This window comes from Microcoleus sp. A6-C6, assembly GCF_036705955.1.
Taxonomy (GTDB): Bacteria; Cyanobacteriota; Cyanobacteriia; order Cyanobacteriales; family Microcoleaceae; genus Microcoleus.
In genome coordinates, this window is the sequence record NZ_JAUBVR010000001.1 from 197520 (window position 1) to 220971 (window position 23452).

A 23452-nucleotide genomic window follows, 5' to 3' on the forward strand; every position below is an offset into this window, starting at 1 on the left:
TTGTGCCAACCAGTTTTTACATTTTGATTTTTTGTTCTAATGACGACATCATTCGCTGTGATTGATTCAGTGTCAGGAATCGGGGTTTTGGTACTCGCTCAGCAATTTGATCTAAAAGATGCAACTGGCTGAACTCTGCGGTTGTAGAATTCTCAAGTCTTTTTAGGAATTTGGAACTCTCAAGTCTGAATTTTAGCAACAGCCACAAATCCAGCTTCCAAGTTTACCTTTCCACCTTGAGGATACCTCTGCTAGTACCCTACCCTTATCTAATCTGACACAAATCTTTCCAGACTGGTGGGCCGATCGGATTGGGGTTTTAGAGCTGGCGCTACCGGTAATTACTGGTAGGGCTGCCCGCGAAGGTTTATACAGTCGAGGCCGAACTATTGTCGCTTTGGCGCCAGGTCGAGCGTAAGTCAGATGTACAGTCAGATGTGGCTAAACGCTGCCAAAGTGTTTGGTACAGTTCGTCAGACACAGGCGCTTTGAGCGATCGCCCAAGTCGATTTTTTTTCTGAGCTGCTTTGAGGCATTCGCTCGCCGGACAAAGATAAGCGGAACGACCGAGGCCGCGATCTAATTGTACCTGATGAGAAGGATAGAGCCTGACTACTCGCCAAAAAGCTTCCTTAGTACCTATTTTTCGACAACTTGCGCAACACCGGTAGTTCAGTTTCATCGGAGTAAGAAGCGGAGAGTGGGAAAGGGGGAGAGAGGGATAGTGGGGACTTTTCCTCCTTGTCTCTCCGTCAATCAAATAAGAGTGAGTGTCGCAGTTTTTAGACTGTGGCTGCGGTTTCGTCCGTGGCCGCCGCCTCTTGGGTCTCATATTCTGCGTTTTCCTCCTCGCCGTCGAAGCCTGATGATTCGTCTTCGTCTTCGTAATAGTCCCCTGCTAGTTCTTCGAGCCTGCTTGCTTCTGCTGCCAATTTGGTGTCTTCGGCGTCGCGATCGTACTTAGCAATATCTTTGATATCGATTTTCCAACCAGTCAGGCGGGCTGCGAGGCGGACGTTCTGACCTTCTTTACCAATGGCAAGACTCAGTTGGTCTTCAGCGACCAAAATGTGAGCGCGCCTGCCTTCTGGGGCAACCAAACGCACTTCATCTACTCTAGCAGGACTCAAAGCATTAGCGATATAAGTTGCGGGATCTGGAGACCAGCGGATCACATCTATTTTTTCGCCACGCAATTCGTTGACTACTACCTGAATTCGCGATCCCCGCGCTCCGATGCAGGCTCCTACGGGGTCTACGTCGCGATCGAGAGTATCTACTGCTATTTTAGTCCGGGGACCGACGTGCCGCGAGGGAGGATTTGCCTCTCTGGCTACCGCAACAATTCTGACTACTCCGTCTTCTATTTCTGGCACTTCGTTAGCAAACAGGTAAACCACCAAACCTGCGTCAGCTCTAGAAACAAGTAACTGCGGCCCTCTCGTGGAGCCTTCGCCTACTTTTTTGAGATAAACCTTGAATGTAGCATTTGCCCGGTAATTATCGTTGGGCAACTGTTCGCGCTTCGGGAGTTCGGCATCTACTTCGGGCTGACCGAAGCTGCTGGTAACTGCTAAAATTACCGACTGCCTCTCAAACCTGAGAACTCTGGCTTGAAGAACAGTTTCTTCTAAATCTTTAAACTCTTCTTGAATCATTTTGCGCTGTTGGTCGCGCAATTTTTGAGCGAGAACTTGTTTGGTCTGGATGGCAGCCATGCGACCAAATTCTTTTTGATTTGGTGTTACGTCTACGAGCACGATGCTCCCAGGCTGAGCTTCCGTGGCTACTTCTTGCACTTCCGAAAGTGATATTTCGTGATCGGGATTGGTGACTTCTTCGACAATAGTTTTGTTCGCTAAAACGCGGAAACCTTCTTGTTCTGCGTCCAGTTCTACATCAAAGTTGTCGAAGTATTCTTCGCTGAAGTGATCTAGTTTTTGGGTGCGACGGTAGCGCTCGTATCCTTTGAGCAGGGCTTCTCGCAAGGCTGCTTGGACGGCGTGTTTGGGTAAATTTCGCTCTTTGCTAATACCTTCGACCATTTCTTTGAGTCCTGGGAGGGGAACCATTGACATATAAAACACTCCTTTTTTTGTTTTGACAATACGTAACTGGTAATCGGTAATCAGTAATTGGTGATTTTCGAGAAAAAGTGATGACTGATGATTGATCAGTTGCAGGATAGGCTTAGGAAATCTGGGTGCTGTAACAATTTATTTATTGTGCCAATTCAACCCCGCTGCTAAAGATATGATTCTTAAAAATTAACTCGCAGCGAAGCATTTTCAGCTTGCTGCGAGGCAATCTCAACACTCAAATCGGGCGGGCACGCACCATCCACTGCCCCTACAACTCAAAACTCAAAACTCAAAATTGACCTTTACTACTCCTTTCCTTCGTCTAGTTCAACTTTGACAATCTGAGGGCGGGGAATTTTAACCGATCGCCCTTTTTGATTGAGATAAACAGTTGTTTCGTCCCGGCCCACAAGTAGTCCTTTCCACTCTTTGACTCGCGAGTCCGGTTCGGTGGTTTTGACTGTGATGGGGAAACCTTTAAAAGTAATGAATTCTCGATCGCTACTGAGCAATCGGGATATTCCGGGACTGGAAATCTCTAGCACGTAGGCGTCGGGTATGATGTCGGCTGCGTCTAACTCGGCTTCGAGAGCTGTGCTCATCCGCTGGCAGTCGGCTAAACCTGTGTCTTGCTCGATGTTGCGGATGTCTACCCGCAAGACGGGGGGATTTTGGTTGGTGTGAAACACTGCTCCCACTACTTCCAATCCCAGTGTTTCCGCAACGGGGGTAGCTAAGTCAATGATTTGTGGGATTAGGGGATGAGTCATATCGAATATTTAAGTTAACACTCCTGAACTCGGACACGGGCAAGGAAAAATCAGGTGTTGAGATTGCTTTGCTTTGAGGTGGTTTTATTGGGTTGCTGCGACTTTCGTCTTCAACTTTGGGACTTAGCCAGCATCCCTGCTGGGAATCTCAAGCGGGGGAATTATCCCTACTGGATCAGTCTTCAACTGGCAAGTCTGACGCCCAGCTCTCTTTTCCTGCGACTAATGCAACAAAAAAAGTGGGCTTGACCCACTCCTAGGTAAAACAATTTCTTCCAAGAAGTTTGAGACCTGCTTCTGATCGAAGTGTGCCTCATCTTTCATTTTAGCTCGATCGCCCGCCCGGTGACAAACCGATCGCCATCGGCGGACTGTCCGAGGGCAGAAGGGGAGAGCTGACAGGGGGGATAAGGACAACTTGATCACCGTTTTGGAGTGGGGTGGGGCGAGGGCAAATTCCTGATGGATACCGAAGCGGGTGCGATGCCCATAGAACCGTTGGCGGCACTCAGACGGTCTAGGACTTGCGATACGGAGGTTTCTTTGGGAAATTCTAATTTCAGTTCGGACAAGCCCTCTGCTTCTTGATAGGGGGTGAAGAGCTTGAGAGTGATGGTGATTGGTAGATTCGACATGGGCGATCGACAAATTAACGGTATATTGACAAAAAAGCCAAACTAAGATTCACCATAAAAAAATCCCCTTTACTAATGCCGAATAGGAAGCTCAATTACAAACTCTACCCCCCATTGGGGCGAGGAAATGCAGGTCAGCGTACCACCATGTTTTGCTTCTACAATCTCACGGCTAATCGACAAACCTAAACCTGTCCCTTTACCCACTGATTTAGTAGTAAACATCGGCGTGAATAAATGCTGCATTACTTCCTGAGTTATCCCAACCCCATTATCAGCAATCCGAATCACCACTCTGTCATCCTGAAGCATTTCAGTGCAGATCCGAATCTGTGGACTGTCATTGCTTTGTTTCTTTTCCCCGCACAGCGGACAACTAATCGTAGACTCTTCTAAAGCATCAATTCCATTCGCCAATATATTCATAAACACCTGATTCAGTTGCCCCGGATAACACTCAACTAGGGGCAATTCGCCATACTCTTTAATCACTGCAATTCCTGGAAAACTTCCTTTAGATTTCAGCCGATGCCCTAAAATTAATAACGTACTATCTAGTCCATCGTGAATATTCACTGGCGTTAGTGCCGATGTATCCAACCGAGAGAAATTACGCAGTGACATAGAAAGATTGTAAAGTCGCTCTGTTCCCACCGCCATTGAATCAATAATTTTTGGCAAATCTTCAACAATAAAATCTAACTCAATCTCCTGGGACTTATCCTCAAATTCTGATCTCGAACTAACGCTGTGCTGGCAAAGCCGAGTCATCGCGATCAAATCGGCAATATATTCCTTGGCAATAGGGATATTATTGGAGATAAAACTAACTGGATTGTTAATTTCGTGAGCCACCCCAGCTACAAGTTGACCAAGGCAAGCCATCTTTTCACTTTGAACGATTTGCACTTGAGCTTTTTTAAGATTATCCAAAGCTTGAGAAAGTTCAGCCGTTCGTTCTTCTACCCGTTTTTCTAACTCCTGCGCGAGCTGATGTAACGCTGCTTCTGCTGCGAGCCTGTCTTCTATTTCCCGTTTGAGAAGCAGATTTTGATCTGCCAGATTTTTAGTAAGAGAACGCAGTTTTAAATGGAGGTTGACGCGAGCTAACACCTCCTTTTGTTCAAAGGGCTTAGTAATGTAATCCACAGCCCCTAAATTAAAGCCTTTGACCTTATCTCCTATGTCAGAAAGAGCCGTCATAAAAATTACCGAAATTTCGGTTGTCAACAGACTTGCCTTTAGCCGACGACAGGTTTCAAACCCGTCAATTCCTGGCATCATCACATCTAACAGAATCAAATCAGGTTGACTATATTCAGCCTGTTCGATCGCAGTTTCGCCATCAGTTGCTACCAATATCTCCCATCCAGAACCAGTTAAAGCTTCAGAAAGCACGTCGAGATTGCTAGGATTATCATCGACGATTAAGATGCTACTTGTTTCCCTATTTGCTGCCTTCATTCTTTTTCTATCCTGTGGGATGTAATAAACTCTTTGATTTTTTTGATCTGATAGCCTTGCGCTAACTGGCGCAGCTCAACAGCAAAGGACACAAATTTCTGATCCAACTTCTCTAGATGCTCGCTGCGCTTCACAATTCCTTTCACGTTGCCTCTCATCGCCAGTTCAAATAGGAGTTCCATTTCTCCTGGTGGGGGAGCCACTACAGAGGTCGATTTAGAAAGTGATAGAGAATCAGAGGAAAGGGGAATTGTGCTGCTTTGTTCCTTCTCTATCTCGTCATATATCCATTCAATTTTAAAATATTTTTGCAACATTTCAAATAGCTCTTCTGCCTGCACTGGCTTACCAATAAAATCGTTGGCTCCACCCTCCAAACTTTTATGTTGATCGGTAGCAAATACACTAGCAGATGAAGCAATGATTGCCACGTCTTTATAGTGTGACAAATTTCGGATACGGCGCATCATCTCAAAGCCATCCAACACTGGCATCACCAAGTCAGTGATAATCAAATCGAACTGAAACTCTTCTACTTTTTCTAAACCTTCTTGACCGTTTTTAGCTTCGGTTACTTCAAAGCCGAGGGGTTCCAGGAGATTGACAATGACGGAGAGGTTTTCCCATTTGTCATCCACAACCAAAATTTTCTGCTTTCTACCTTGGTAGCCAACCAGCTTTCTTTGCTTGGCAATCGTGGCTGTATTTTCCCAATCTGCCGCTTCCCGTAAATCCAAATCTAGCCAAAAAACACTGCCTGCTCCTGACTGACTTTTTACTTGAATGGTACTACCCATCATTTCAACAATTTTCTGGCTAATTGTTAAACCGAGCCCGGTTCCTTCCGCCTGACGCTTGCTGTCTCCTACCTGTTCAAAAGGCAAAAATATTTTTTTTACTTGTTCTAGTGTCATGCCAACACCAGTATCTTCAATTTGAAACCGAATTTTGTGAATTGGTGAGGCTGGCTTTTGCTCATTGCTTTTTACCTTTTTACCTGTCCCCTTTTCCAGATATTCTATCTTAAAAGTCACCCCTCCAGAGTCGGTAAACTTAATTGCATTGCTCAGTAAGTTAATGAGTACCTGTCGCAACCGTTTTTCGTCAGCGTGGATGCCACGAGGCATTTCAGAACTGGGTAGATAAACAAAAGCAATTCCTTTTTGTTCGGCTCGGATGCGGCAGATTTCCGCGACTCCCTGCAAAAAGAAAGGAAAATGGAAATCTTTCGCGTACAGTTCCAATTTCTGGGCTTCAATTTTAGCGATGTCTAAGATGTCATTGATCAGGGTTAGCAGGTGGGAACCACACTTGTGAATAATACTGATGCCTTGGAGTTCCTTCGGAGCCATCGTTTTTGAGCGTTCTAGGATTTGAGCGTATCCTAAAATTCCATTGAGTGGCGTTCTCAATTCGTGACTCATATTCGCTAAAAATTCACTTTTAGCTTGGTTGGCACTATCAGCGATTTGTTTGGCTTCCGTCAGTTCAGCGGTGCGTTCTTCTACTCGGATTTCTAGCTCGGAATTGGTCTTGGCTAGTGCCTCAAAGGATTCGCGCAACTGTTGTGCCATAAGGTTGAAAGACTGAGCCAGAACTTCTAGTTCTTCTACGCCTTTTACCTGCACATTTTGGTCTAAATCTCCACTTGCGATTGCCCTAGAAGCTTCGCTCAAACGGAGAATTGGGTGAGTAATCCAGCGTGCGGTTAATATTCCCAAAACCGTAGCCAGCCCCAAGGCTCCCAAACACAAAAAAATGGTTATTTGGGTGTTAGCATTAATGTGCTCCATGAAATCCGCTTCGGGAACAGTAACTACAATCAACCAGTCCAAACCACGCTCGTCTTTATAAGGAAGCGCTTGTAGAAATTGTCGTTTGCCATCAAAGGAGAAGTCAAGCTGTTCTCGCTGACCAATTTGTTTGAGTTCGCCAAAGTGCTGTTGTAATTGCTTCGTTGCAGAACTGATTAAAGGATCGCTACTGTTAGCTGCATTAATGCGTTTTGCTTTCCCATTTTCTACTAAAAATGGCTGTTCTAGGGTAGAACTGGCAACCATCAATCCCGAACGCTCGATAATAAAAGTTTGCCCCGAACGACCAATTTTTACATTTTTAAGAAAATCACTAATTTGTGTTAAAAAAAAATGGTCGGCGAATACCCCAATCACTTCTCCATTACTGTCCTTGAGAGGAACGTTAGCAGGCAAAACCATTTCTGGGAAAGCGTGATAGGAAAATATTTCACCCCACACTGGTTTGCCTGCTTTCACCGCTGCCACATACCAAGGTCGTGCCTCTATTTTGAAATCGGGCTTTTCCTGAATTAGCCTGATACGCTCTCCATCTTTATTGATCTCATAAAATCGAATGCTTCCCCCTGTAGCTTTACCTGCTTCCATGATTTGCAAGGTATCCTTTTTGGGTTTAAATGCCCCAATAAACCCATTATATTTTTGACTGCCAAACATAATGGAACCTGCGGTCGGAAATAACTGTACCTGCTGCACAAAGTGGCGCTCTAGGCTTGGCAAGTCTTGCACATTAATGTAGCCGAGCCGGACAGCTTCTAGGTTAATTTGATTGACTAGATGAGGAGTTTCTAAATATTCATTAAGCTTCTGATTAATGCGTTCTGAGACTTCACTGCGGAGTTGAGTTGCAACATTATTAACAGCTTCTTGTCCGTTGCGTACCGACAGCCAGCCTGTCAGCCCGACAGCAGCAAAGATTTGCACGACGAATGGCAATACTAAAATCAGGCGAAGTGACAGTTTTTTTTGAGAACGGTTTGACATAAAAGTGGTTGGAGATGTGTGTGACATTGATTGGTGTTACTCCTGGGGTAACGAGTTGGCTGAAAAATATCAGTGAATTTAGTGAAATGAGGCTGAGGCAATATATATTGAAAAGCAATCTATAATAGTTATTGAAAATTTTGAGACTGTAACTTGCTTGAACAAGCATGGCTACTGACGTGTTTACTATGAGATCGTTATAATTATAGCTTACTAAAGATGCTGACGCGCCTGATTTTTTTTACGAGTATTTATAAAAATTTTCATCCTTGAGAAAAGCAGTTAGCAATCCTATCTAATAGATTACTTGGTTTAGAGCTATTTGTAGTAGTTTTTAACTTTACTTTACAGATTGGCCTTGAAAAGTATAATTTCATTAAACTTACATATAAATTGATATAATATACGTCTAAAAATTTGATCCCTCTCTCGCTAAAAAAATGACACGCCAGGCCGCTGAGAACCCTAACGGCGGTCTAACTAACTACCGCGCTGAAGATTTGATGCACAACCCTGCCGATGACTCTCGTAGACAAGGCCGATCGCACATGAAAGTTTACAAGTCCAGCAAGTTTCATTTGCAGGAGTTACAGCAGGGTAATTGCTAATTACTAATAGCGGAAGAAAAAAATAAGTAATGCGGTGCAGCAGATACAGCCGACTAGAAGGATTCGATCGTCATGACAAGTCGCCGTTATGCCCTACGGGATGAACAGTGGAAAAGGATCAAAGATTTGTTGCCGGGATGTGAAGGTTATTTGTGTTCGACAGCCTGCCTACAATCGGTTGTTCGTGGAAGCGGTGTTGTACCGCTACCGAGGGGGCATTCTGTGGGGAGACTTGCCCTAACGCGGGGCTATCCGTTGCAGTTCTTTGGCTTGTTCTAAAATTTTCTCGAAGTCTTCTTCGCTCAACCGCTGGATGTAGTTGATTTTGAACTCTTCGAGGAAATCACACAGCAAGATTTGTATTTCTTGCCAGGTTTGCTGCTGTTGCAGTTCGGCTCCCAAAGCTTGCCCGAAATGTTGGACTAGCTGGCTTGAGAGTTTAGTACCTACGGGGTCTTCGCTGGCGATTTTAAAGGCTTCGTAGGCATCTTGGGGGCCGATGGTGACTAATTTGGAGAGTTCTGCAACTAATTGCTCTGCTAGTTGTGCGGGCAGGTTTCCCAGTCCGGGTACTTGCTTCCATCCTTGATAGAGGGGGGATTGTTTGAGAAACATTTCTATATTGTAACGAAGCAGGGCTTCTAGGTCTGGCTGGAGTTGGGGTAGGACTTTGTAGACGGTGATTTGGACTAGATGGGTGACGATCGCTTCTATTTCATTGATATTGTTGATGTCTAGATAGCGCTGTTTTTGAGATTGAAAGAGTTGACGAGTGAGTTCGCCTGTGGTAATTGATTGTTGCATCTGGTTGATGAGTTGAATTACTACTACTTCGGTCAATTCTTGGGCGAAGTTGGCGACGAAACCCCGGCTGATTTGGGTGCGTATGGGTTGGAGGTCGGGCATTTTGGCTTGGTGGATGCGAATTGTGACGGGTAATACTCGCAACAGGCGCCAGAATGGGAGGAGCAGGAATATGTCGTACCATCGCCAGAGCATGGCTGCTCGCCAAGTGACGCTGCGGTGGCGGCGGCTGATCAAGTAGGTACGGGCTAGAAATTCGATCGCGAATATGGCAATAAATGGCAGGTCGATTTGCCAGAACTTGTCGGTAAATTCGCCGTTTTCTCCGATCTCACGGTAATAGTTGATGGCGATTAATGGCTTGATTTTGGCGTCAAACCAAGTGATTTCTTGTTGCCAGCCTTGTTTGCTTAAATACTCAGGGCTCCAGAATGTTTTGAATGATTGTTTTGCGGATTGTTGCGGATTGGGGGTGCGATCGCGCATCCGGTCTTTAATTTTTTCTAGGGTGCCGCTTTTTGATGCTACTCGAAACGGATCTTCGTCGATCATGTTCGCGCTTAGATTGTTTATTTCCTGCAATTTGGCTGCTACTTGGGGAGAGGGCAAGCCTGTTTGCACTACTTGATTTTTTAATTCTTCTAAGGTTTCTAGATATTTCTGGGTTTCTCTGTGGGGTGTAATTCCTTTAAATGGGTCGTATATTTGGGTGAGGACTGGTAGTTGCCGGAAGTAGAAATTTCGCCCAGGGACGTAACTTATGTCAAATAATACTAGGCTTAAATTCCCTAGGGCAAGCACTGCCATTAACCGCTCGAACCAGGGTACTTTGGGTGATTTTTTGTTGCGGGAGTTGGGAGTTTGAGATGGCTGTAGTTTTGGTGTCACTGGCAGTTCCTAATTAAGTAGACGGAGCGCAATAAATGTAACTGGTAATAGCTGAAAAAAGGAAACAGCTTAAACTAGCTGATTGTCGCGATCGCGATCGGATGGCGATCGAGCAAGCTAGTATTTATTTTAACCTGGGGAAAGTTGGGTAGTTTGGGATTGTTGATTTTGCAGGGTTTGGTAAACTTTTATACTTGTCAAATATTAAGGTCGATTCCCCACGGGATAGCTTCGCCGCGCGAACACAGGTGGCAGCCGCAGATCCCGTTCGTCTGATTCTCTCTGTCAATAAAATTATATCTCAGGCGGAATCCTCAGTTTTTTTTTCGGCGTTGCAGAGCTAACTGAGCTGGTAATAAATTACTATTTCTGTTTGATCTGCTGGCTATTTGACCCCTAAATTAAATCTATTGCGCCGATCGCAGTTTAAGCTTAGATTTGGACTTCGAGTTTGAGGTCAAACCCTCAACAGAGGTATACTTGCTCAGGGACAGTCTGGCGAGAGCGCCCGCGCGTGCGATCGCCCCTGATAGCTGCCACCTCCGTAAGGTAAGGTTCGGGATCTCGCCTCCACAAAAACCAGCTAGCGATCGGACTCTTGAATAAAATGACACCCTGAGTATAATTTTGTTCGCATTTTTTTAATATATGACATACTGCCTTAATCTCGATTGCCCAAGAGACAAGCGTCAGAACCCACCAGGCACAAAGTATTGTCTTAATTGTGGTTCCAAGCTGCTGCTAAAAGACCTTTATGCAGCAACTGAACCACTGCGCGATGGAGGATTTGGCAGGACTTTTAGAGCTGTCAATCATGGAAAATTTGAAGAATTGTGCGTTATCAAACAGTTGTCGCCACCGCAGGAGTTTCAGCGGAAGCCCGCTCATTTTAAAAAGTATGTTCGACTGTTTGAACAAGAGGCAAGGCGGCTTTACGAACTGAAACACCCACAAATTCCTCAGCTAATTTCTTATTTTGAGGAAGATGGGCGATTGTATTTGGTGCAAGAATTTATTGATGGCAATAATTTAAAGGATGAGTTGGAAAAGTACGGTGCTTATAGCGAAATTAAAACTAGGGAACTGCTGTTAGATTTGTTGCCTTTGCTGAATTTTGTTCACGAACGCAATGTCATTCACCGGGATATTAAGCCGGAAAATGTGATCCGCCGCAATCGCGATCGCAAGTTGGTGCTAATAGATTTTGGGGTGTCCAAACAGGTAGTAGCTGAGGCTCCGACCAAAACGGGTACTAAGTTGGGCACTCCGGGTTATGCAGCTCTAGAACAGCGACATGGTATGGCTGTTCCGGCTAGCGACCTTTACAGTTTGGGGGTGACTTGCATTCGCTTGCTGACTTCTGTTATGCCTTATTTGGATATCTACGGGGACATTCACGATGACCTTTACGATCCGCTCGAAGGTCGCTGGCTTTGGAGGGAGGCTTTGCCGAAAGGAACCAAGATTAGCGAGGATTTAGGTCAGATTTTAGATAAGTTGATTCAGGAATATGTGAAAGACCGCTACAAGTCTTCTATGGAAGTGTTTGAATTTTTAAAACCTGTTGTTGTTGTTCCACCTGATTTTCAATTGCAGCAGGCAACAGTTCTTAGTCCTTCTTTACCGACCCAACCTGTGACTCAAAATCCGCTAGTTTCTGTTAATTTAGAATCAGAAAAAGGGATTGATTATTCTCGGCTGGAAAGGCTGCTGGCTGCTAAAAATTGGCGGGGTGCTGATGAGGAAACTTCTGTAAAAATGCTGGAAGTGATGCAGCAAGTTTCGAGGGGTTATTTGAGTGAGGAAGATATTAGGAAGTTTCCGGCTAAGGATTTGCAGACGATTGACCAACTTTGGGTACGCCACAGTCACCGGAGGTTCGGTTTTTCTGTGCAAAAGGGTTTGTGGGTTAAGTCGGGGGGAAAGGCTGGTGTTTATGATGCTACAGTTTGGGAGAAGTTTGGCGTTCGAGTGGGCTGGTGGGTTAACAATCAGTGGGTATACTATTCTGAACTGAATTTTACTTCTAAGGCAAAGCCTGGACATTTGCCGGGAGGGACTGTTTTTGGATGGGAAGGTGGGGTTTTGTGCGGTGTTTTGGGTTTGGGTGGGATCTGGTTTTTGCTGTCGCGGCGAGATTTGTAGGAAGAAGGAAGAGGGAAGAAGGAAGAAGGAAGAGGGAAGAAGGAAGAAGGAAGAGGGAAGAAGGAAGAGGGAAGAAGGAAGAGGGAAGAAGGAAGAGGGAAGAAGGAAGAGGGAAGAATTGGGGAATAATGGCAAAGGTGGCAATTATTTAAAGAGTTAAGCTATTCTGCATTTAAATTGTAGGTGTTCAAAAAATAATCAAACTCTTGTGGGGTGGGGACGTAAGCCTGCCCCGAATATGCAATTTAAATGCGCCACAGCTTAGGGATATATTATGCAGAAATTAGGTAGAAAAAGAACAGAAAATCAGATATAATCCCAAAGGATTTTTTTTGTGATATGTTGTGAGAGAAGGGCAAGTTTACAAAGTTACAGACCAGTCCTTACCCGTAGAAAAGTATTAGGACGGGCTTTGGCTCCAATTTACCAAGGAGATTTCTCTACTATGTTGCAAGAAAAACGTCTCAAACCGTGGACTATAGTTCGATCGCTTCCGAATTTAGAAAAGGTGATTGTGGGTCAATTTCGCAGTTGGTCTGATGCAGACGGTCATTTAAAAATTCTCAAACGGATGGTTCCGGCTGACCGCTTGACTGTTGTGTTCGATCCGATAGTTTCAGCGTAATGTCGCTGCTAAAGCGGCGTGCGATCGCGTGAACTCAGCGGTCGCCTCTTTTTTTTACATAAAATTTACATAAAATACATAAAAATTGCGATCGCCCACACGGGCGATCGCAACTAAAATCATTAGATATATTGCAAAAATACCTAGGACGGGCGAGACGCCCATCCCACACACAATTTTTTTTGCTTGTGGGACGGCGGGATGCCCGTCCGAAAATTTGATTTGATTAAAAGGACTCAGGCAATCTTGTCTATTGTCCTTAACTGCGGCGAATTTCAGTAACTTGGTCGGCAATATCCAAAATTGCTGGCGGCATCGAAGGCCCAGTCAAAATAATATCCAAATCCTGCGGCTTGCTGTCAATCAATGCCAGCACTTCTGCTTCGGGAATCAAGCCTAAATTCACCGCTAAACTCAACTCGTCGAGAATAATTAAGGCGTAACTGCCGGAACGCACCGCTTTTTGAACGTACTCCCACAATTGTGCGATCGATCGCGTTTCCAGCTCATCTAAATCGGCCTTGTCAATACAGCGAGACAAATCGCACCGCACCCAATCTAAATTTTGCCCCAGTCGCACCGGATGTTGATGCCCTTGATTGATGCCCCCTTTGAGGAACTGCACCGCCAACACCGGAGCTCCCTGTCCTGCAATTCGGAGCGCTTGAGCCATGACACTGGTAAAAAAGCAGCGGTTCGGGCCTGTAAAAACTTGCACCAGCCCTTCAACGGTGTAGGGCAAGCTGTGGGTCAAATTGAGTTTAGGGGTTTGTAACTGAGCAACCATAGGGCAATATTTAATTAGTAACTAAGTCTTGACTGCTGCTCCGACCTTGGCGCGGCTGAAGCCTGCTTAACAATATATAGTGTACTGGGCCGAGTGTACATCCGATCGAACGCTAGATATACAAATTGTCAAAAGCTAGCGGCAGTAGCATTCGGAGTCGTTAGTTCGATTTTTCAACTCAAGCAAACACTTACGCAGAAACCGGGTTTTTTACAAAAACACAGCATCGAGTGCCAGAGTTATCAGGTGCAAACCCCCGTTTCTGAGAGTCTGGCTGCGTCCAGGAGTGTCAACAAAAGGTAAACATCGCATAGAATTTGAATGTCACGGCACTAGGAGCAAACACTGTGAGATTGGTGATTCTGGGAGGGCCAGGAGCGGGAAAGGGAACTCAAGCACAACAATTGTGCAACAATTTGAGCATTCCTTTGCTGGCATTAGGGGACATTCTGCGCGCGGAAATCGCAAGTGAAACAGACTTGGGCAAGTTGGCCGTGTCTTCTGTGGAATCCGGGGAGCTAGTTCCCGATGAAATTTTGATTAAATTTATCGGCCGCCGGTTGCTGCTGTGGGATGTCTTTAATGGCTGGGTGTTGGAGGGATATCCGCGAACGGCTTTTCAAGCTGAGGAATTGGATTTTTTATTAGAGAGTTTGGCGCAGGAGCTAGATTGGGCAATTTGGCTGAAAGTGCCTCATGAAGTGTTGCTGAGTCGATCGATCGAACGCGATCGATCGGACGACGAGCCAGAAATTTTACAGCGCCGGCTCGATTTGTTCGAGGAACGGACTATTCCTCTTTTAGATTATTACGAATACCGCCACAAATTGTTAACTATCAACGGCGATCAATCTCCAGAACAAGTCCAGCAAGATATTCTCAAATCTCTCGAAGTTAACAGTAAATAATCATACCATTTTAGATTTTGAATTTTAGATTGGGAATAAAAGCATACTTAACAAAGAGCAAAAATAAGGAATATTAATGCCCAATGCCCAATTCCCAATTCCCAATTCCCAATTCCCAATTCCCAATTCCCAATTACCTAAATATTATGTCTTTCCAGCGTCCTGACGGCAGAAAATCAAATCAACTTCGTCCGATTAGTTTCGATCGCGAATTCAACAAATTTGCTAGCGGTTCCGTGCTAGCAAAAAGTGGCGATACTCAGGTACTTTGCAGCGTTACAATCAAGCCGGGAGTGCCGAGATTTCTGGAGAATACCGGACAAGGTTGGCTGACGGCGGAATACCGAATGTTACCCGGATCTACGCCGCAGCGACAAGAGCGGGAATTTATGAAATTATCGGGACGCACTCAAGAGATTCAGCGGTTGATTGGGCGCAGTTTGCGATCGTGCTTGGATATGCAGCTATTGGGCGAACGCACCATACTTGTGGATGCGGATGTTTTGCAAGCAGACGCGGGGACTCGCACAACTTCTATTAATGGCGGATTTGTGGCTGTGGCTGATGCTTTGAACAAATTGGTACAAAAAGGTGATTTGGTGCGATCGCCCATGATTCGTCAAGTGGCGGCCGTGTCTGTGGGGCTTTTGGAAAATGAGGCGTTTTTAGATTTGAATTATCTTGAAGATGTGGCGGCTGAAATTGATTGTAATGTGGTAATGAATGGAGATTTGAGCATCATCGAAATTCAGGGAACAGCGGAAGAAGGAAGTTTCAGCCGGAGTCAGTTAAATCAAATTTTGGATTTGGCAGAAATAGGGATTCAGGAATTGCTGGAGGCTCAGGGGCAGGCTCTTTAAATTGGTTTATTTTAACCTCATGATTACCCACATTAATCATTAGACCTCTTGCAAAAATCCTTTTAATCAAATTTTGGAACGGGCTCTTCGGCCCGTTCCACAAGGAAAAATGTTTTTTGTGGGATGGGCATCTTGCCCGTCCTAGTTATTTTTGCAAGAGGTCTATTCATCCCGATCCCACTCAGCTAAGATGTTACGAATCTCATTAGGACTAATATCTTCTCGGTCAGATTTAGCATAAATGGTTAATAGAAGTACGCTAGTCGGTGACTCAACTTGATAGATAAGTCGATAACCAGCGCTTTTCCCTTTTTGGATATTGCTATTTCTGACTCTTACCTTCAAGATGACATAATTTTCACCCATTCCGGGGATGCGATCGCCAGTAAAATTCCCCCCTTGGAATTGTTCAATAATTGGCTGAGTATCTAACCTGACATTGCGATATTTTTTTGATAGTTCACGCAAATTCCGTTTGTACTCAGGCGTTAAATCAATCTGTACGAAAGGCATTTCATTCGACATCTATTCCCTCCCACATTTCCGAAAGGGGGATGCGCTGTCCGGCTTTTGCTTCCTGTAATGCTCTCCTGAGACTTGCTTTCACTTCGGCAATGGGAGTATCATCAGGATCGGTTTCGACTTCCTCTGCTACTTCGGCAAAAAGTACGATAACTCGCACGCGGCTGGGCGGGAAGTCTTCGATCGCGCGATCGAGAAATAATTGACCTTTATCATCTATAGTTCCCAATACTTCAACAGCTTTCATCTGTTTCTCCTCAAGGTATTTTTTACCAATTATGTCATATTTTATCAGGGTTTAGCAAACTTGATATTTGAGAGCGATCGCCCTTCATTCAACAGTATCCAGGGAAGCCAATCTTCCTGTTATCCTAGAAACATACTTCATTCCCCGATCGCATCATGGTTGCTTTACCCGATCGCCAATTGATGAGCGCAGAAGAATACCTGACTTGGGAACCCACCCAAGAAGAACGCTACGAGTATTGGGATGGCGAAGTCGTCGCTATGACAGGTGGAACCCGCAATCACAATCGAATTACCTTCAACTTCTTCAAGCTATTAGACGATCGCCTTAATCTGCCCTACGAAATTTACATCCTAGCTGTTAAACTACGGGTAGAACCAGGGAGAAAGTATTTTTATCCTGATGTTGTCGTAACTTGCGACGATCGCGATAACGATCCGCAATTGGTGCAATTTCCTGCCTTGATTATCGAAGTTTTGTCACCTTCAACTGAAGCCCTAGATCGCGGCGCAAAATTTGCTAAATACCGTCAATTTTCCACGCTGCAAGAGTATGTCTTGGTGCAAGTCGAACAGCCCGGACTAGAGGTATTTCGACGCAACGAACAAGGGCTGTGGGTGCTTTCGGAGTATGGTTTGGGCGATACTTTGCGACTGGAATCAGTGGATGTCGAAATTGCGATCGGGGATTTATACCGCCAAGTGCAGTTTTCTTAGTCCGCGGAGGCGGACTTTGTTTGTGTAGAAGCGAATTCTATTCGCCCTATAATTCGCCCTATATTTGCATTATATTCGCCATTTTTCTTTCTTTACAAAACTTGCCTGGGGGCGATCGGAATTTCAATAACAAACTCACTCCCCTCTCCCGGTACAGACACACAAGTCAAATTTCCGCCATGAGAACTAACAACAATCGAGTGAGAAATAGACAATCCCAAACCAGTGCCCGAACCCACCGGCTTAGTTGTAAAAAACGGATCGAATATCTTGTGCAGCACCTCAGTGCTCATCCCCGGCCCGCTGTCAGCCATTCTGATTATTACAGAATTGCGGTCTGTCACCTCCGTAGAAATTGTAATATTAGGAGTATTTTGAGACGTTTCCGGGCAATTTCTTGCCAACAGCATCGCATCGATCGCATTGGTAAGAATATTCATAAATACCTGATTCAACTGCGACGCATAACAAGTAATTAACGGCAAGTTGGCATAATTTTTAATCAGCTCAATCCCCAAACGGCCGCCCTCTTTTCTCAGGCGCGGTTGCAGCAACATCACCGTACTGTCGATGCCTTCATGGATATCAACCGACTTCATTTGCGCTTCGTCGAGGCGCGAGAAATTCCGCAAACTCAACACAATATCCCGGATTCTTTCGGCTCCCACTTTCATTGAATCCAGCAACTTTTGCAAATCTTCACTCAAAAATTCCAGTTCAATTGTTTCTATTTCCTCTAGGATTTCATCAGCAGGTTCTGGATAGTGTTGCTGGTAGAGCTCAATCAATTTTAGCAAATCTTTAACGTATTCGCTAGCTGGATTGAGATTACCGTAGATGAAACTTACAGGATTATTGATTTCGTGAGCTACACCAGCCACCATTTGCCCCAAACTCGACATTTTTTCCGTTTGAATTAATTGAGCTTGAGTCAGTTTCAGCTCCCGCAAAGTTTTTTCTAAACGCTCGTTTTTATCATTCAACTCATACGTCCGCTCTTGCACTTTCTGCTCCACAGAATTGTAAAGCAGAGCATTTTCCAAAGAAATAGCAACTTGGGAAGAAAGCAGCCTTAAAACTTCTAATCTGTGGGCAGTAAAAGCCCCAACAGTTAAGTTATTTTCTAAATAAAGAATGCCGATTAATTTGCGTTGATTGACTATCGGCGTACACAAAAGAGATTTGAGCTGGTGTTTGGCGATGTAAGCATCGGCAGTAAATCGCCCTTCAGCCGCGGCATTGCTCAACACCAAATCTTCGCGAGTCCTTTCCACATAATTAATCACCGTCACAGGTAAATCCTGACATTCTTCAACAGGCGTAAATTGCAGCACCGCGACATCTTCAGCAACTACTGACGCTTGAGCTGATATTAAAAGTTTTCCATCTCTAACTAAGATTAAAAAACCGGATTGTGCCCCCGCGTTTTCTAGCGATATCCTCATCAAAGAAGCCAGCAGCTTGTCGAGGACAATTTCGCTGGAAATTGCCAGAGATGCTTTCATTACAGTTGCTAAATCCAGCACTCTCGCATCACTGCCAGTAGAAGTATGAATAGTATTTGTAGTTTGATTGTTGTTAAAACTTCCGTGGAGCGGCGTCATTTCCCGCAACTGCGGATACTTCTGTTCTAAATCTTCAACTTTGCGGACTGCACCCCAGCGCAAGTAGCATGAGTGAGCTTCGCGCAAGTGGATTTTGGCATATTGATATTTGCCTTTACTCAACCAAAACTTAGCCGCTAGTTCATTGGCGAGGGCTTCATTTTGCACAAACTCATTATCTTGAGCTAAATTTATCGAGAAATCGTAAAGCTCTACAGCTTCTGAATCTTTCTTGGTAATTCGGGCTATTTCTGCTTGGACTAAAAGGTACTTGTGCAGAAAATTTTCTGCACAGTTGTCTGACCAAATTTTCATTTGTTTTTGATTAGCTTCTAACTTCTCCAAGTATTGCTTTTGTTTGTCTTCCGAAACATTGGGAAAAACGGCCGCCAAAGTTAGAGAAAAGAAAAAATTCCACTCGGTAGCGGGGATTGCTCCAGTAATAAAAGATAGCTGCTTTTCTACTTCCAAAGCTAGTTGTAACGCTTCGTTAAAGTTGCCATACCAGTACATTACCTGGCATTTGCGAATCTGATAAAGGCAGAGCGAGTACAAATTTTGATGAGCTTGACAGTTGTGTACGTATTCAGCTTCGCTCAAATCTTCGCTTTCAAATACAAACTTTTCAGGAGTCAGTTGGCTCAAGTTGCGTAGGATTAACTCTACCCCTAATAATATATCGGTAACAAGCTGATTTTTAGTTTTTTGGCTGAACTGCAAATACCTGCTCGTGTCTGCTAGAATTTGCGAGATTTCTTTACCTTGAAAAAAGTAATTGGCTATACGGTTGGACAGGATATAACCTGCGTATTCTAAATCTCCTGATTCTAAAGCTGCTTGATACCCTTCATTGCTGATCGCGTGTGCTTCTTTAATATGATTGAACCAGTAATGAAAAATACTGACTAAGGACGAACAAGCTCTGCACTTCAAGCCGATATTTCCCGATTTTTCGCTCAAATTTAGCGACAGCAGGGCAAATTGATAAGCTGTTTTGTAATCTCCAGAAACAGCGTTTAAGAACATACCGTAGCCCGCGTAGCAGAGAGATGCTTCGGGAACCAAACCGTATGTGAGAGAAAGATTGACTCCTTTTAATACGCTGACTTTCCACAAGTCGGGATTTTTGAGGTAAGCCGATGTTAACAGGTTTGTGATTAATTTGACTGCCACTTTTTTATCGGGTACAGTCATTTCGGGAGCGTCAATCAGCGAAGATATTTCTCTACCTGCTAAAAAATTTGTGGCTGCTGCAAATTCTTCGGAGATGACTTTTTGCAGCCCGTCTAGCGGCAAATCAATTCCCAGCAAGTCCAAAGCTTTGATTCCGGCTTTAACGGCTTCTTCATACTTCGCTCGCAGGGTGTACTGCACGATCAGCAGGTTGTAAATTTCTACTTTTTCTAAGGCCGATCGCGCTTTTTGCAAGGTTATGTTGATAAATTCTTCTGAATGCTCAAAATAACCGTTTAAATACTCAACATTTGCGCGCTCCATGTGCAGAGCAAAGGCTAAATCGTAGTGGGAATCCCAAATATCGGCGGTTAAACCGTCCATACCTGCGGTTAAATACTGCAACGCAGCAACATAAGCAGTGGCATCTTTAGCTCTCCGAGCCGCGTCTAAATTCAGCGTTGCCAGTTCAATTAATTCTCGCTCGTCTCGAATTAGCGATCGGGCTACATTCAAGTGATCGACTAATTCAAAGATTCTGTCAGCGCGATATTCAGCCGGAGTATTTTCGAGAATCTGCCTGCCAATTTTCAGGTGAACGTCTTTTTTTTGCGAGTCGTCAATTAAAGCATAAGCTGCTTGTTGGACTCGATCGTGCAAAAATTTATAATTGAGAATTAATAGCGGAAACAGCACGTAATCTAATGACTTACTTTCCAATTCCGAAGTTGGCAAGATCAGTCCAGACTTAATCGCTGGCAACAGGTGAGAAAAAGTTTCCGACGCTTCTTTTTCATGAATTAAAGAAAGAGTGTTTAAGTCAAATTCGTTACCCAAACAAGCCACTAAACGCAAAACCTGCTGCGTTGAACTTGGCAGTTTTCTCAATTTTTGTACCATCAAATCTACCACATTGTCAGTGATAGCGCACTGCTCAATTTGAGTCATATCCCAATGCCAGCCGCCCTTGCTCCCCGCTTGCGGTGGCTGAAAAACTAGCAGGTTTTCTTGATACAATGTTTGCAGGAATTGATTTACAAAAAAAGGATTGCCGTCTGTTTTGCTGACTACCAGTTCAGCTAAAGGTTTGACAGATTCGCGATCGCTGTGCAAAGTCTCGGCAATCAAATGAGTTATATTTTCCACCCCCAGCGGCGACAAAGCAATCTGATTAATGATAGCTTCCTGATTTCGCAGCGTCTCCACAGTCATCATTAAAGGATGAGTGGGACTGACTTCATTATCCCGATAAGCGCCAATTAAAAACAGATATTGTGTCGCTTCATCTGTCATCATCAATTCGATCAATTTGAGTGTGGCAGAATCAGCCCACTGCAAATCGTCGAGAAAAATCACCAGCGGATGTTCGGGCTGACAAAATACGCGAATGAAGTTTTGAAAGACTAAATTAAAGCGATTCAGAGATTCCGTTGGCCCCAATTCAGCTACAGGAGACTGAGCTCCGACAATTAGTTCAACTTCTGGAAGTACATCAATAATAATTTGCCCATTTTGCCCGAAAGAAGTGCGGAGTTTTTCGCGCCAAACTGCCAATTGAGCTTCGCTTTCAGTTAACAGTTGCCGCACCAATTCCGAAAAAGCGCTGACAACGGCAGAGTAAGGAATAGTCCGCTTGTACTGGTCAAATTTTCCCCAAATAAAATAGCCACGCCTGCGGGTAATTGGTTTGTCTAAAATCTTCACCATTGCAGATTTGCCAATGCCGGAATAACCAGCAATCAGCATCATCTCGCTGCGGGATTTATGCTGTCCTCTCGCCAGCACGGACACAGAATTTTCTTGTTTCGATTTGCTCTCTTTCTTGATGACAGAAATTTGGGAGTGTTCGATGCGGTAGGCTCGATTATTTGTTGCTGCTACCCGTTCAAATGCCGCTAAAAGAGTTTCAACTTCTCGCTGTCTGCCATAAAGTTTTTGAGGAATTTGAAATTTGTCGGAAATATCTTGGTTGCCAAGAGCAAACTCAGAAATAACCCCAGATGTTTGCAACTGAAACAGACAGGATTCCAAATCTGCTTTCAGTCCCCAAGCACTTTGATAGCGATCCTCCGCCGTTTTTGCTAGTAATTTCATCACAATGTCTGAAATAGCTTGAGGAATTTCTGGTGCAATTTCAGCGAGAGGTACTGGCTGTTTGGCGATGTGACAGTGAACTAACTCCATCGGATCGGTAGTGGGAAAAGGGAGCTGTCCTGACAGGATTTCATAGAAGGTGACACCAAGGGAATAAAAGTCTGTGCGGTAATCAATAACCCTGTTCATTCTGCCGGTTTGTTCCGGCGACATATAGGCTAAAGTGCCTTCTAAAAAATTAGGATTTTTATTGGCAAGATTTTCTTGATTTGAGTCAGTTGAGATGCTAAAATCTATAAGTTTAACTTGTCCCGTTGCGGGATTAAAAACTATATTAGAGGGGTTTATATCTTTATGTATTACATTTTTTGCGTGAATTTCTCCCAAAGTTTCAGCAACTTTGATGGCTGTAGTCAAAAATCCTAAAGTGGTAAATTTTTGGGTAGCCATAAATATTTTTAAAGATTCGCCGCCAAAATCTTCTAAAATCATTGCCAAAATATTGCTAACCTGCTGCAACTTGTACACTTTAACAACTCCGTCGAGCTGGTTTAAGTTGGCAGTAATATCATATTCGCGTTTGTATCTATTCAGTTCTTCGGGAGTCGGATAGTCTTCTTTGATAATTTTGATAATAACAGGTTGGTTGTCTTGCTCGTTACGGCCGCGGTAAACCAGGGAAGTGCTGCTTTCATAAATAAGAGCGAGAACTGCAACGCCGGGAATTGCCATCATAGTCAGGTTCTCTCAAATTAGGTGTGCTTGGTCAATATTACAGGAGTTGCGCGCGGCGGGCTAGAAACCCGATTTTTTCGTTGCTAGTCGTTGACAAACCCAAGATTTTTTAGTGTGAACCGGGTTTATTTTGGTAAATCCTATGTTATTCTTCATTATCACTCAAAAGCTATCTTTTGGGATGTATGGGAAGACAGGCCTTGACAGAGACCGGGCGGTTGAAACCGCGTCTACACAAACACTCATGCACTCCAAGCGGGTTGAAGAACGGGGGGTTAAAATTAGGTGATTTTTCTTCAGCCCGCGGAGGCGGACTACCCTTCGGGAAGGTTAACGCCTACGTTTTTGTAGTTTGAGATCGAACTCGTATGTGGCGAAGCGCCCGTCATCCGAGTTCGATTTCAAAAGCGGTTTCAACCGCTGTCTTATCTATTGGGTCATCTACGCGCTGGCTGGAATAATAACCTTTAATCTCGGAGTTAAAAAATCGGCCTGTAGAATCAGCTTCTTGCAGAGATTCCCAAATTTCCGGTTCTACGTGGCTGTATTGATAGACTGACCCGCTGCTAAATTCTATTTGCAAAACTTGCTCCTCTTCGTTGTATCCGATCGCGCTAGCCATTGCCGAATCAACCGGGATCATAGCAATCGGTTCGTCGCGGTGAGCAATTTCTGTTAATTCAATACCGGGATCGAGTTCGGTTGAATCTGTATTGGCGATGAAATCAACCATTTGCAGGCCCTGCATTGCAGCTTCGGGAGCAGCAATTTCGATAAATTCGACTTGTTCACCGCGATCGATCAATAGTCCTAACTGGCCGTTAGAGTGACCGACTGCTAAGACATTGCTCAAGTCAATTTTGGATAGTTTCATAGGATTTATCAATGATTTGTTTTAGGTCAATATTTCCCCTAATAAAGCAAGTTGCGCGACAGAGGAAATAGTGGATTAATTAATAGTGTATTTGATGTTGCTTAAAAAGTCAAT

Annotated in this window: 19 protein-coding genes and 1 pseudogene; 8 read left to right on the forward strand and 12 right to left on the reverse strand. The window is 44.3% G+C overall.

The genetic code is table 11. The features are described from left to right. Positions 1-367: 367 nt before the first annotated feature. The 6 genes from QUB52_RS00860 to QUB52_RS00885 all read right to left on the reverse strand — a co-directional run bounded on the left by QUB52_RS00860 (position 368) and on the right by QUB52_RS00885 (position 7775). Entirely contained in the window at positions 368-832 is a 465-nt protein-coding gene (locus tag QUB52_RS00860) for a YlxR family protein (RefSeq protein WP_442923397.1), read from the reverse strand. Then, positions 783-2078: a transcription termination factor NusA gene (gene nusA / locus QUB52_RS00865; RefSeq protein ID WP_265235230.1), complete on the reverse strand. Its 1296-nt coding sequence runs from the start codon at positions 2076-2078 to the stop codon at positions 783-785. The genes QUB52_RS00860 and nusA overlap by 50 nt, the downstream gene beginning before the upstream one ends. Positions 2079-2386: 308 nt before the next feature. Next, complete coding sequence (gene rimP / locus QUB52_RS00870; protein ID WP_332969358.1) at positions 2387-2851, reverse strand: ribosome maturation factor RimP; 465 nt, start codon at positions 2849-2851, stop codon at positions 2387-2389. Between the two features lie 422 nt (positions 2852-3273). Next, complete coding sequence (locus QUB52_RS00875) at positions 3274-3486, reverse strand: hypothetical protein (protein ID WP_332972114.1); 213 nt, start codon at positions 3484-3486, stop codon at positions 3274-3276. Between the two features lie 72 nt (positions 3487-3558). Then, positions 3559-4950, reverse strand: a complete 1392-nt coding sequence (locus tag QUB52_RS00880; RefSeq protein ID WP_332972113.1) for a hybrid sensor histidine kinase/response regulator — start codon at positions 4948-4950, stop codon at positions 3559-3561. Beyond that, positions 4947-7775 (reverse strand): hybrid sensor histidine kinase/response regulator, encoded by a 2829-nt coding sequence (locus QUB52_RS00885; RefSeq protein ID WP_332972112.1) that lies wholly within the window; start codon positions 7773-7775, stop codon positions 4947-4949. The genes QUB52_RS00880 and QUB52_RS00885 overlap by 4 nt, the downstream gene beginning before the upstream one ends. Before the next feature lie 413 nt (positions 7776-8188). On the opposite strand from QUB52_RS00885, the gene QUB52_RS00890 reads away from it, so the two are divergent. Further along, positions 8189-8356, forward strand: a complete 168-nt coding sequence (locus tag QUB52_RS00890) for a hypothetical protein (protein WP_332972111.1) — start codon at positions 8189-8191, stop codon at positions 8354-8356. A gap of 72 nt (positions 8357-8428) precedes the next feature. Then, positions 8429-8594: pseudogene (locus QUB52_RS00895) on the forward strand (transposase); the annotation flags it as partial. On the opposite strand, the gene QUB52_RS00900 reads toward QUB52_RS00895, so the two are convergent. Further along, on the reverse strand, positions 8594-10048 hold the full coding sequence (locus tag QUB52_RS00900; protein ID WP_332969352.1) for a hypothetical protein: 1455 nt from the start codon (positions 10046-10048) through the stop codon (positions 8594-8596). The pseudogene QUB52_RS00895 and the gene QUB52_RS00900 overlap by 1 nt on opposite strands. 648 nt (positions 10049-10696) lie before the next feature. Between QUB52_RS00900 and QUB52_RS00905 the strand changes: the two genes are divergently transcribed. From QUB52_RS00905 to QUB52_RS00915, 3 genes are all read left to right on the forward strand, one after another. Then, complete coding sequence (locus QUB52_RS00905; RefSeq protein ID WP_265235224.1) at positions 10697-12193, forward strand: GUN4 domain-containing protein; 1497 nt, start codon at positions 10697-10699, stop codon at positions 12191-12193. After that, entirely contained in the window at positions 12156-12353 is a 198-nt protein-coding gene (locus tag QUB52_RS00910; protein ID WP_332969349.1) for a hypothetical protein, read from the forward strand. The genes QUB52_RS00905 and QUB52_RS00910 overlap by 38 nt, the downstream gene beginning before the upstream one ends. Positions 12354-12638: 285 nt before the next feature. Continuing rightward, positions 12639-12818 (forward strand): hypothetical protein, encoded by a 180-nt coding sequence (locus QUB52_RS00915; protein WP_265235222.1) that lies wholly within the window; start codon positions 12639-12641, stop codon positions 12816-12818. Between the two features lie 259 nt (positions 12819-13077). Here QUB52_RS00915 and QUB52_RS00920 read toward each other — a convergent pair whose 3' ends face one another. Then, positions 13078-13605 carry a P-loop NTPase family protein gene (locus QUB52_RS00920; protein WP_265235221.1) on the reverse strand — a complete coding sequence of 176 codons (528 nt, stop codon included), beginning with the start codon at positions 13603-13605 and terminating at the stop codon, positions 13078-13080. Between the two features lie 347 nt (positions 13606-13952). Between QUB52_RS00920 and QUB52_RS00925 the strand changes: the two genes are divergently transcribed. Together QUB52_RS00925 and rph are read left to right on the forward strand one after the other, a co-directional pair. Beyond that, complete coding sequence (locus tag QUB52_RS00925; RefSeq protein ID WP_332972110.1) at positions 13953-14513, forward strand: adenylate kinase family protein; 561 nt, start codon at positions 13953-13955, stop codon at positions 14511-14513. Positions 14514-14659: 146 nt separating this feature from the next. Further along, entirely contained in the window at positions 14660-15373 is a 714-nt protein-coding gene (rph, locus tag QUB52_RS00930; protein WP_332972208.1) for a ribonuclease PH, read from the forward strand. A 162-nt stretch (positions 15374-15535) separates the two neighbouring features. Here rph and QUB52_RS00935 read toward each other — a convergent pair whose 3' ends face one another. Both QUB52_RS00935 and QUB52_RS00940 read right to left on the reverse strand, forming a co-directional pair. After that, positions 15536-15898, reverse strand: coding sequence for a type II toxin-antitoxin system RelE/ParE family toxin (locus tag QUB52_RS00935; RefSeq protein WP_332972109.1), 363 nt, complete (start codon positions 15896-15898; stop codon positions 15536-15538). Beyond that, positions 15888-16142, reverse strand: coding sequence for a type II toxin-antitoxin system RelN family antitoxin (locus QUB52_RS00940; RefSeq protein WP_332972108.1), 255 nt, complete (start codon positions 16140-16142; stop codon positions 15888-15890). The genes QUB52_RS00935 and QUB52_RS00940 overlap by 11 nt, the downstream gene beginning before the upstream one ends. A 155-nt stretch (positions 16143-16297) precedes the next feature. Here QUB52_RS00940 and QUB52_RS00945 point away from each other — a divergent pair, with 155 nt between their 5' ends. Then, positions 16298-16858 (forward strand): Uma2 family endonuclease, encoded by a 561-nt coding sequence (locus QUB52_RS00945; protein ID WP_332969341.1) that lies wholly within the window; start codon positions 16298-16300, stop codon positions 16856-16858. 92 nt (positions 16859-16950) lie between these two features. On the opposite strand, the gene QUB52_RS00950 is transcribed toward QUB52_RS00945, so the two are convergent. Together QUB52_RS00950 and QUB52_RS00955 are read right to left on the reverse strand one after the other, a co-directional pair. Continuing rightward, positions 16951-22464 (reverse strand): trifunctional serine/threonine-protein kinase/ATP-binding protein/sensor histidine kinase, encoded by a 5514-nt coding sequence (locus QUB52_RS00950; protein ID WP_265235215.1) that lies wholly within the window; start codon positions 22462-22464, stop codon positions 16951-16953. Positions 22465-22849: 385 nt separating this feature from the next. Then, positions 22850-23338 carry a KTSC domain-containing protein gene (locus tag QUB52_RS00955; RefSeq protein ID WP_265235214.1) on the reverse strand — a complete coding sequence of 163 codons (489 nt, stop codon included), beginning with the start codon at positions 23336-23338 and terminating at the stop codon, positions 22850-22852. Positions 23339-23452: the final 114 nt, after the last annotated feature.